The organism is Duganella flavida (genome assembly GCF_009857445.1).
GTDB classification, from domain to species: Bacteria; Pseudomonadota; Gammaproteobacteria; order Burkholderiales; family Burkholderiaceae_D; genus Rugamonas; species Rugamonas flavida.
The window spans coordinates 17,021-26,266 of record NZ_WWCN01000003.1 but is presented as its reverse complement, the minus strand read 5'-3'; the positions used below and the strand labels follow the sequence as shown (position 1 = coordinate 26,266).

8 protein-coding genes, 2 tRNA genes and 2 pseudogenes are annotated in these 9,246 nt (G+C 58.0%); 5 read left to right on the top strand and 7 right to left on the bottom strand.

Going from position 1 to position 9,246, the window contains the following annotated elements:
• Window positions 1-4 precede the first annotated feature (4 nt).
• Genes GTP46_RS04735 through GTP46_RS04720 form a run of 4 tightly spaced genes read right to left on the bottom strand, consistent with a single transcriptional unit; the run spans window position 5 to window position 4,243 of the window.
• Window positions 5-889, bottom strand: a complete 885-nt coding sequence (locus tag GTP46_RS04735) for a carbohydrate ABC transporter permease (RefSeq protein WP_161005481.1) — start codon at window positions 887-889, stop codon at window positions 5-7.
• Complete coding sequence (locus tag GTP46_RS04730) at window positions 889-1,956, bottom strand: carbohydrate ABC transporter permease (protein ID WP_161005480.1); 1,068 nt, start codon at window positions 1,954-1,956, stop codon at window positions 889-891. Before GTP46_RS04730 ends, GTP46_RS04735 begins: the two co-directional genes overlap by 1 nt.
• Window positions 1,953-3,221: a sugar ABC transporter substrate-binding protein gene (locus GTP46_RS04725; protein ID WP_161005479.1), complete on the bottom strand. Its 1,269-nt coding sequence runs from the start codon at window positions 3,219-3,221 to the stop codon at window positions 1,953-1,955. Before GTP46_RS04725 ends, GTP46_RS04730 begins: the two co-directional genes overlap by 4 nt.
• Complete coding sequence (locus GTP46_RS04720) at window positions 3,218-4,243, bottom strand: LacI family DNA-binding transcriptional regulator (protein ID WP_161005478.1); 1,026 nt, start codon at window positions 4,241-4,243, stop codon at window positions 3,218-3,220. Before GTP46_RS04720 ends, GTP46_RS04725 begins: the two co-directional genes overlap by 4 nt.
• A 467-nt stretch (window positions 4,244-4,710) precedes the next feature.
• Between GTP46_RS04720 and GTP46_RS04715 the strand changes: the two are divergent.
• Window positions 4,711-5,310 (top strand): annotated as a pseudogene (locus tag GTP46_RS04715) (IS30 family transposase); the annotation flags it as partial.
• Between the two features lie 112 nt (window positions 5,311-5,422).
• On the opposite strand, the gene GTP46_RS04710 reads toward GTP46_RS04715, so the two are convergent.
• Window positions 5,423-5,498, bottom strand: a tRNA-Gly gene (locus tag GTP46_RS04710).
• 416 nt (window positions 5,499-5,914) lie between these two features.
• Between GTP46_RS04710 and GTP46_RS29395 the strand changes: the two genes are divergently transcribed.
• Together GTP46_RS29395 and GTP46_RS04705 are read left to right on the top strand one after the other, a co-directional pair.
• Complete coding sequence (locus GTP46_RS29395; protein ID WP_202414145.1) at window positions 5,915-6,073, top strand: hypothetical protein; 159 nt, start codon at window positions 5,915-5,917, stop codon at window positions 6,071-6,073.
• A gap of 13 nt (window positions 6,074-6,086) precedes the next feature.
• Complete coding sequence (locus tag GTP46_RS04705) at window positions 6,087-6,374, top strand: FlxA-like family protein (protein WP_161005477.1); 288 nt, start codon at window positions 6,087-6,089, stop codon at window positions 6,372-6,374.
• A gap of 102 nt (window positions 6,375-6,476) precedes the next feature.
• On the opposite strand, the pseudogene GTP46_RS29645 reads toward GTP46_RS04705, so the two are convergent.
• Window positions 6,477-6,700 (bottom strand): annotated as a pseudogene (locus tag GTP46_RS29645) (ClbS/DfsB family four-helix bundle protein).
• A 1,077-nt stretch (window positions 6,701-7,777) separates the two neighbouring features.
• On the opposite strand from GTP46_RS29645, the gene GTP46_RS04695 reads away from it, so the two are divergent.
• Window positions 7,778-8,338: a PEP-CTERM sorting domain-containing protein gene (locus GTP46_RS04695; RefSeq protein ID WP_161005476.1), complete on the top strand. Its 561-nt coding sequence runs from the start codon at window positions 7,778-7,780 to the stop codon at window positions 8,336-8,338.
• 270 nt (window positions 8,339-8,608) lie between these two features.
• On the opposite strand, the gene GTP46_RS04690 is transcribed toward GTP46_RS04695, so the two are convergent.
• Window positions 8,609-8,696: transfer RNA gene (locus tag GTP46_RS04690), tRNA-Cys, on the bottom strand.
• Window positions 8,697-8,976: 280 nt separating this feature from the next.
• Here GTP46_RS04690 and GTP46_RS04685 point away from each other — a divergent pair.
• Complete coding sequence (locus tag GTP46_RS04685; RefSeq protein WP_161005475.1) at window positions 8,977-9,216, top strand: hypothetical protein; 240 nt, start codon at window positions 8,977-8,979, stop codon at window positions 9,214-9,216.
• Window positions 9,217-9,246: the final 30 nt, after the last annotated feature.

Below are 9,246 nucleotides of genomic sequence, written 5' to 3'. Positions count from 1 at the left end.
AAAGTTAGCCCTTGACGCCGGCGCCCGCCACCGACGCGACAAACTGCCGCTGGAAAGCCAGGAACACCGCGAGCACGGGTAAAGTAATCACCGAGGCGTAGGCCATGATCTGGCCCCACGAGTTGGTGCGTCCAAAAAATTGCTGGATGCCGGGCTGTACCGGGCGGAACGCTTCGCCTTGAATCACCATGATCGGCCACAGGTATTGGTTCCATGCCGAGATGAACAGCACGATGGCGGCAGTGGCAATCACCGGTCCGCTGTTGGGCATGATGATGCGGGCGTAAACGGTCCACGGCCCGGCGCCATCCATCTTCGCGGCCTCGTCCAGTTCAGGCGGAATATCGCGGAAGAACTGGTAGAACAGGAACACGCAAAACGCATTGGCAAGGAAGGGAATCACTTGCACGTGCAGGCTGTTGAACCAGCCGGTGTGCAGCACCAGTTGGCCATGCTCGATGGCTGGCCACGGCAGGCGCGCTACCAGCGACAGCAGCGGAATGGCGATCACTTCAAACGGTACGATCACCAGCGCTACCACCAGCGCCAACAGCAGGTTGCGGCCGCGCCAGCGCATGCGGGCAATCGAGAACGCCAGCATGCTGTTGACCAGCACGCCGCCGATCACGATCAGGGTGGCGATCAGCGTCGAATTCAGCAGGAAGGCAGGCAAGTCGCTTTTCTCAAATACGGCTGTGTAGTTGCGCATCGACCAGTCGGCCGACGGCAGATAGGCCGACCAGCTGTTCAGATTGGCGAAAATCGCACCATCGCTTTTGAACGAGGAAATGAACATGAACAGCAGCGGCGCGATAAACACGATACCGATCGCGCTCATGGCAAGGAACAGTGCGAGGTCGCGCAGGCGTTGGCGCCAGGTCGTGGTCATTATTTTTCTCCTTTCGCCACCAGCAGGCGCTGCAGCAGCGACAAGCCCAGTACGATTGCAAAGAACACCAGTGTGATGGTTGAGCCATAGCCGACATCCTGCTCCTTGAAGCCGCTGCGCACGGCGTGGTACACCACGGTTGAAGTGGAGTCGAGCGGACCGCCCGAGGTCATCACATCGACCTGCGTGAACAAACCGAAAGCCAGCAAGGTGGTCGACACCAGCACAAACACGATGGTGTTGCGCAAGCCCGGCAAGGTAACGTGGACAAAACGCTGCCAGCTATTCGCGCCCATCAGCTTGGCCGCCTCGTACAACTCGGGCGAGATCGATTGCAGGCCAGCGAGGAACACCAGCATCTGGAAGCCCGCGCCCTGCCACGCCGACATCAGCGCGATGGCTGGCAAGGCATAATGGCTGTCGCCCAGCCAGTCCGGACCGGCGTTGGGATCGTGCAGCACATTGCGCAGCAGCTCGTTCAGCATGCCACGGTCGGTGTTCAGCATGAAGGCCCAGACGATGGATGCCACCACCATCGAGGTCACTACCGGCGCAAAATACACGGTGCGGAAGAAAATGCGGCCACGGATTTTCTGGTTCACCAGCAGCGCCAGTCCGAGTGCAGCGCCGCACTGCAACGGCAGCACCAGCAAGGCAAACAAGAAGGTGTTGATCAGCGAGCGATAGAACAGCGGATCGCTGGCGGCCAGCACCACGCGGCGCTCGCCCAGATCCACATGAAACGCTTCGCGGTAGCTGCCCAGTTGCGGATGCTGGCGACGCACCTGGCGCCAGGTTGGATAGCGTACGCCTTCCTCGTCCTGCACCAGTTGACCGCTGGTGTTGCGCAGCGGCTCAATTACGGCCACGTCCAGTGCCAGCAAGCGGCGGTAGTTATCAAGGCCGATGTACTGCGTCGGCTCCGGCGACATCAGGCGATGGTTGGTCAAGGTGGCGCCAGCGGCCAGCAGCATCGGCAGCGCGACAAACAGCGCGAACAGCAGCATGGCTGGCGACGCAAACAACGCCACCGCGAACGGGCTATCCTGTCCTAATGTGATTTTCATAAGCCGCCTCCCGCTTTGCGCGCGCTATAGCCGTAACCGTTGTTGCGCGCGATATTGTGTTCGATGGCCTCGACTGCTTCGTCGAGTGCCTCGGCCGCATCCTTGCCGCTGCGGATATCCGCCATGGCCTTTTCAAAGGTCGAGGACAGTGCCGGATAAGCTGGCGTCGCCGGGCGTGGCACGGCGTAGCGCTGGGCGTAGTCAAAGTAGGTGCGCCAGTCGCCGCCGGGGCGGTAGTGTTCGGTCAATGCTGCGCTCCCCACGCTGACCGGCACCAACCCGGTCATGCGCGATGCGGCTGCAATTTCCGACGGCGAAATCAAATGCGCGAGGAAAGCCGCCGCGCCCTCAGGCTGGCGGCAGCTGCGCGTGATGCCCCACTGCCACGAGGCGGCGCCGATTTTTGGACCGTGGCCGAAATCCGGCGGCGGCATCACCACCAGGTCGTCACCGAACAGCTCGGTGTAATCACGTGCTTTCCACGAACCGGTGTAATGCAGCAGCGCCCGGCCCTGCTCGAATGCCTTGTCGTCAGCCGGATGGCGCTCGGCCAGTTTTTCCTTGAACAGCTTGCCGTAGTAGCGGCCTACCGCCACTGCCGAATCGTTATTCAGCACGCCATCCACGCGCAGGTAGTTGGCGCGGTCGATCAGGTCGGTGCCGGCGCTTTGCAGCCATGGCGAGAAGGCGTAGCTATACCATTCGCCCTTGAAGCGGCCGTTCAGATCCAGTGGGAAACGATAGCGGCCGCTTTGCTTGGCGGTGGTCAGCAGCAGGTGGAATTCTTCCGCCGTGTACGGCTGCTCCATGGTCGCCACGCGGATACCCAGGGCTGCCAGTTGCGAGCGGCGCGCAAACAGCGCCAGCACCACGTCGAGCTGACCAACGCTGTAAATCTGTCCCTTGTAAGTCCCGCGCCCGCCTTCCAGCAACTGCGCCAGTGCAGGTTGCGGCAGCAGTGTTTCCAGCGGACGGATGTGGCCGGCCCAGGCAAAATTAGGCACGGTCGGCTGGTCCAGCGCGATGATGCACGGTAACTGGCCGACCATCGACGCGGCGGTGATCGATTCGGTGTACGAGCCTTGCGGAATCGCTTCAACCACCACTTTCCATTGCGTTTGGGCGCGATTGAAACGTTCGACGGCGGCACGGCCGGCAGCCATGTCGAGGTCTCCGGTGTCGTGGCGCCAGAGCTTGATTTCCTGCGGTGCCGCCAGCACCGGACCGCTCAGCACGGCCAGCATGACAATCAATCCGCGCTTCATGGCGCGACCTTGACCGGCGGCGCGGCGACGGTGCCGCGCATGACGGGCACGCAAGGCACGCGCACCGTCCGCGCCGGCTGCTCGGTTTGTTCGAGTACGTAGCGCCCGCTGATTTCGCCTATCTCGCGGTAGGGCAAAGCGACCGTGGTCAGGCCTGGATCGAGTGCTTCGGAAATCAAACGGAAATCATCGAAGCCGACGATGGAGACATCGGCCGGCACGCGCAAGCCGCGCCGTTGCAGGATGAAGATAACGCGCATCGCCATCTTGTCGTTACCGCACAGGATGGCGGTCGGCCGGTCGGCGCTGGCAAACAGGCGGTCGACGGCGTCGGACAAATGGGAGAATTCATCGGCGTCGCCTGCCTCGGCGCCGTGGATCAGCCACGCCGGATTCGGCGTCACCCCGTGTTCGCGCATGGCTTGCTCGAAACCGCGCAGGCGCAGGCCGGTTGCCACCATGCCGGGGATCAGTTGCAGGAAGGCGATCTTGCGATGGCCGGCTTGCAGCACGATTTGCGCAGCTGCGTAGCCGCCGCGTTCGTCATCGGGCACCACTTGCATGTAGCGGCCATCGGCCTCGAAGCAATTGGCCAACGCGGTGGGCGTACTGCCAAGTTGCGCATCAAGTGCAACCTGGCGGTGGAACGGCGTTGCAAACAGGATGGCTTCGACGCGGCGTTCGCGCATGTCGGCCACCAGGCGGTCGGCAATGCCGGCATGGCCGCCGGTTTCGCCGATCAACAATACCTTGCCCATTTGCTCGCACACTTGCTGGATACCCTTGATGATTTCGGAGGAATCGGGTGTGGTGGTCAGCTTTTCGGCGATCACGGCCACCAGACCAGTCGGACGGCCACGCAGCATGCGCGCCGCTGCCGACGGCGTGAATTCCAGCGTCCGCATTGCTTGCTCAATCTTGTCGCGGGTCTTCTGCGACACCTCGGTGCCACCGTTCAGTACACGCGATACTGTTTTGATTGAAACCCCGGCCTGCTCGGCCACATCATGTATCGTTGCCACACCGTCTCCTCAACTGCAATTTAGATCGGATTCTTTGGTAAGACCAAAATGTCCAACGTTGTCATTTTTTTGCAAATCATATGCAATCCCTGTTAAGTAGTCAACATGTAGATTGGTTTTTTGCAGAAAGTCGCGCGATTTATAGCGAAATTTGCACCATACCTGTTCGTTTGCTCGCAGAATTGGCCCCCGCTATTTGCCCCGCCTTTCCTCCTCCCACCACCGTCTGTGCCTAAAAATTTCGATTACGGGCACAAATTTTCAACCTATCACTTCCACGAATGCACCCGTCCATTATCGTCAGCAGCCGTTAGAGTTAAACACCCTCTGGTGGCGCTGTCGCTGTCGCTGCAGCCGGGAGCCTCGGTCGGTCGCATCACCCGCGCGCACGGCGGCAATGTCAACCAAGTGTTCAGTTGGCGCCGTCTTAATTAGCAAGGGCACCTCGGCGTGCCTGCGCCAAGGTTGAACACCATGAGCATCTGCGCAGGACTCGCGCCATGCGCCGCTCCCGTCATCACTCTCAGAAGAACGACAACCACGGCAGGATCAAGGATGCCATTTCGATTAGCGAGCGTCCTGCATCCGCGGCCGATCGGGCGGTCCCTGGGCATTGGGAAGGCGATCTGCTATTCGGCAGTCATAACAGTCAAATCGCCACGCTCGTCGAGCGTCAGACGCGCTACGTTATGCTGGTTAAGGTAGCGGGCAAGGACACGCAAACCGTCGTGAACGCGTTGATTCAGCACGCCATGAAACTGCCGCAGGAACTCTACAAATCCCTGACGTGGGATCGAGGTAAAGAGCTCGCCGATCACAAGCGATTTAAGTTGGCGACCGATATCCAAGTCTACTTCTGCGATCCGCAAAACCCATGGCAGCGCGGTTCCAATGAAAACACCAACGGCTTGCTTCGGCAGTATTTCCCCAAAGGGCTTGATCTGTCAGACTATTCACAAGGCCAGCTCGACGCGGTGGCGAATCGACTGAACGGCCGGCCAAGAAAGACGTTAGACTATGAAACTCCAGCGCAACGATTTGAACGATGTGTTGCATTGACCGATTGAATCCGCAGGCGGCAGCTGCCGGTCGGAAACGGCCTGCGGCAAGAGCCCTTCCCTTCCGAACTCAGACGTAAAAAGGGCAGCCTCGAATAAACTGGGCTGCCCTTCTTTATTTTGGAGCGGGAGAAGAGTCTCGAACTCTCGACCTCAACCTTGGCAAGGTTGCGCTCTACCAACTGAGCTACTCCCGCTTAGGAGTCTTTGGAGGCGAGGATGGGAGTCGAACCCATCTACACGGCTTTGCAGGCGTATTCCACCTTAAAAAACCAAACACTTACAGCCATACCGCCTTTTACACCGCACCAGCACAGCCATACCGCCTTTTACACCGCACCAGCCCGTGATTTTCCGACGTTTTGATTGCCGTCAATCCAGGGCTACATTTGTCTCACAACAGCCCAAAGTGTCTGCGCCGGCCCCTGCCTTAAGCCCGCATCCGACAGCTACGAACAGCCTAAGTGCCTAGTTGCATAGCCGCCTTCGTTGACAGCGTTTGGAAAAATTAGAGAAATTTCCGGCGTTGCTGTAACCAAACTGATAGTCCCTGCGAACTAACTATCGTATGTCGCTGAGACCACATTGCGCCCATTTTCCTCAAGGAAACATTATGAGACAAATCTCCGCCGAACTGCTTACTGTCTGCCTCATGATGTCCGGTACTGTCTTTGCACAGGATGCGATGAAGAAAAACCAGATGTCCAAAGACGCAATGGCAAAAGACTGCAGGAAGAAAGATTACACTGCCAGCAATGAGATGAAAAAATAACCACCACTTCATCATGCCGTCCGCCATCACACTCGGTTCCCCGCCGGCCGCCTCCACCTATAGCACTGGGGTGCGTTCGTCGGTCAGCTTGCAAGCGCAATTGCAGCGCTATCAAAAACAGTTATCCGACTGTGTCAATTGCGCATCCGCCAAAACGTCGCAGGGCAAGGCCGATATAGAAGCAATCTCTGAGCGTATCAGCCAAATCAAACGGGCTATCGAACAAACTGAAAAGCCGTCTGCCGCGCCAGGTACACCAAATCCGCAGACAACCCACGGCCTGATCGATGTCTACGCCTGAGCATATTTTTTTGCAATTACGCTCTAACCGAAGTTATTTCCCAATCGCAATTTCTTGCATTTAATACATAAATTGCGTCGGCAATCGCTCACGCGAAAGCGTTTATGGCTTGTGGGACGCAGCACCCAGCCATTTCAACACCAGCTCATTCCATCCCAGCAAATACGCCACCAGATCGGCGGGACTCATGCTGGTTGCTGCCACATGCCCTCCAGGTTCTCCTCACGCGCACGGTCGATTGGTACCTCCACCAGATCGGTGATCAGCTTGTCGAACTGGGTGGAGATTGCCTTGAGTAATTCTGCTTTGGAAGTGGGAACGTTCATACCGCCGTCCTAGCTGAAATTCCCCTACTGTCGCTGCTACCTGATCAAGTTCTGCACCGGTACCCCTGCCGGGTCCGCCACCAAAGCGCACTGTCAACATCATCGGGTTGTGCAAAGCGCCTGCCCTTGCGGTTAGCATGCTGGTCAGTACTGAATGAAGAGACTACACTGGCACCCGCCATCCAAGCTGTTAAGCGACTTCGTCGTACTAACAGCGTAATGCAGCGAGCGGGCGCGCCGAGCACGGCAGGACAATCGTGGCGGCATAGCTTCCTAACACAATCACCATCTGTTCGAAAAACGCCAAGCGGACCTCGTGACGAAGTCTGTCCGCATTGTCGGTAAGAGCTGACTGCGTTGGTTCGTCAGCCTGTTCTCGCGGCGGGCTGCAAGGCTAGCCGCTGAAGCTTGCCGTTGCAGCAGTTGCAGCACGGCCCGGTGATCAAATCACGCGCCAAGACGGCAGACCAGTGCGGGATAAATTTGTGCCAGAAGTTCGCGCATCCCGTCACCAACAATGTTGCATGACAATCTTTTCTAGCAATACGTTGACCTGGGCGACGTCAGTTGGTTTCGTGAGGTGATGATCGAAGCCAGCATCGGCGGCCCGCTGCTTATCCGACGCGGCCCCCCCAGCCGGTCTAAGCAATCAAGGTAGCATTCTGCATACCCTGAATATGACGCAGCCCAAGGGCCGCCTCGTACTGCCCAAAGTCCGGTAACTGGTCTATTGGGTGGCTTGATGGACGTAGTCCTACGCAACTAGATACTCCTGTTGTCGGGAAGTTTGAAAATCGCATCGGGATATTTTATGCAGATGACATCTTGAATGGGCATCCAATCAGGGTTCGTTTCACTTGGACAGCGACTGCCGATGAGCCGCCTCGATGGGAGCAGGCTTTTTCTGGAGATGCTGGATGGAATTCCGAAACGCCAGCCTCCGCGCTGGCGTTTTTTTGTTATTGGAAACAGACCGTATACTTCGCTAAACACAAAAATACGACAGCACGAATAAATATAAAATTTACAACAAAAAGCGGCTATCATGTTCCGACTTTCCTCGTTTTGGAGCAAACCATGAACAAAATGCTGCGTCTGATCGTTGTCCTCCTGCTTGGCTTATCAGCCGGTATGGCACAGGCCGTCAACAATTACACCTTCTCTTACACTTGGTCCAACGGCGACGTCATCACCGGCGGCTTTAGTGGCAACGCCAGCGGCAACCTGATCAACGATCTGACGCACATTTCTTTCAGCCTCAACGGTGTGGCCGTGACCGGTCTGATCGGCAGCGCAGGCGACGAGTACGGACTCTCTCCCGCAATCGCCTCGTTCGATGGCCGGCAGAACAAGCTGGTGTTCTACAACAGCGATTACAGCAGCTTCTTCATCTCTGCGGACGCCGGCCCTGTCTACGGCCCGCCGGGCACCAACTTTTTTGGCGTGAAAGTTCAGGGCGTGGGCGACGCCTGCGACAACTACACCGGCGACGCCGGCCCGGGCTTTGTCTGCAAGGGGTCCATCGGACCCACGATGCGCTGGACGGTCAGCGCCGTGCCAGAACCCAGCACTGCCCTGATGCTGCTGGGCGGACTCGCCGGACTTGGCGCGCTGGCCCGCCGCCGTGCGCGCAGCTGAGACCTGGCTGGTTGCGGTGGTTGTGTCGCGTTGCTGGTGAAAGAGCAGAATTTTCCGTGAATAAGCGGTGCCTGGTTTCGGCTGCGGCAGCTGCCGGTCGGAAACGGCCTTGGGCAAGTGCCCTTCCCTTCCGAATTCAAACGTAAAAGGGCAGCCCCGAATGAACTGGCTGCCCTTCTTTATTGGAGCGGGAGAAAAGTCTCGAACTCTCGACCTCAACCTTGGCAAGGTTGCGCTCTACCAACTGAGCTACTCCCGTGTGGAGTGTTTTGGAGGCGAGAATGGGAGTCGAACCCATCTACGCGGCTTTGCAGGCCGTATCTGCCTTTATAAATCAAATACTTACAGCCATACCGCCTTTTACACCGCACCAGCCCGTGATTTTGCGCCGTTCTGAGCGCCGTCAAACCACAGCAATAAATACCTGTGTTTGTCTCACAACAGCAACTGCGGGCCTGCATCGCCCCCTACCCTAAGCCCGCTTGCACCCCGAAACGGACCCTGGTAGCACTCTCCCTGAGCGCTAGGCTGCGGCAACATTTTTGAGAAAAACGTGCATGCGATGCCGCTAGGTTGGCCACACGCGGATAGAGTACGGCTTTGGTCTATAATGAAGCCATCGTAGTAGGAGGAATGTCATGAAACTCAAGATGCGTGGTGAAGCTCATCGATTTAAGCACCCCACCGTGTTGCGGGGCGATGCGCCGTTTCTCGGTGCCACCGTGAGGCAATGGGATAACGCCATAGTCGGCAACATGGAGCAGACCTTGGCCGAAATTAAGCGGCATGCCGCACTTTCCCCGAAACGCGACATCAACACCGCGACAACGTTTGATTTGGCGAGCTATGCAGGCCGACGCCTGGCAAAGCGAAAATGACCCAACCACTTTGGAAACGCGGCTGAGGCC

What these genes read in the sequence shown, in the direction of transcription:
- GTP46_RS04685 (WP_161005475.1), top strand. Translation starts at nt 8,977, where the DNA reads ATGAAACTCAAGATGCGTGGTGAAGCTCATCGATTTAAGCACCCCACC.
- GTP46_RS04695 (WP_161005476.1), top strand. Translation starts at nt 7,778, where the DNA reads ATGAACAAAATGCTGCGTCTGATCGTTGTCCTCCTGCTTGGCTTATCA.
- GTP46_RS04705 (WP_161005477.1), top strand. Translation starts at nt 6,087, where the DNA reads ATGCCGTCCGCCATCACACTCGGTTCCCCGCCGGCCGCCTCCACCTAT.
- GTP46_RS04725 (WP_161005479.1), bottom strand. Translation starts at nt 3,221, where the DNA reads ATGAAGCGCGGATTGATTGTCATGCTGGCCGTGCTGAGCGGTCCGGTG.
- GTP46_RS29395 (WP_202414145.1), top strand. Translation starts at nt 5,915, where the DNA reads ATGAGACAAATCTCCGCCGAACTGCTTACTGTCTGCCTCATGATGTCC.
- GTP46_RS04730 (WP_161005480.1), bottom strand. Translation starts at nt 1,956, where the DNA reads ATGAAAATCACATTAGGACAGGATAGCCCGTTCGCGGTGGCGTTGTTT.
- GTP46_RS04735 (WP_161005481.1), bottom strand. Translation starts at nt 889, where the DNA reads ATGACCACGACCTGGCGCCAACGCCTGCGCGACCTCGCACTGTTCCTT.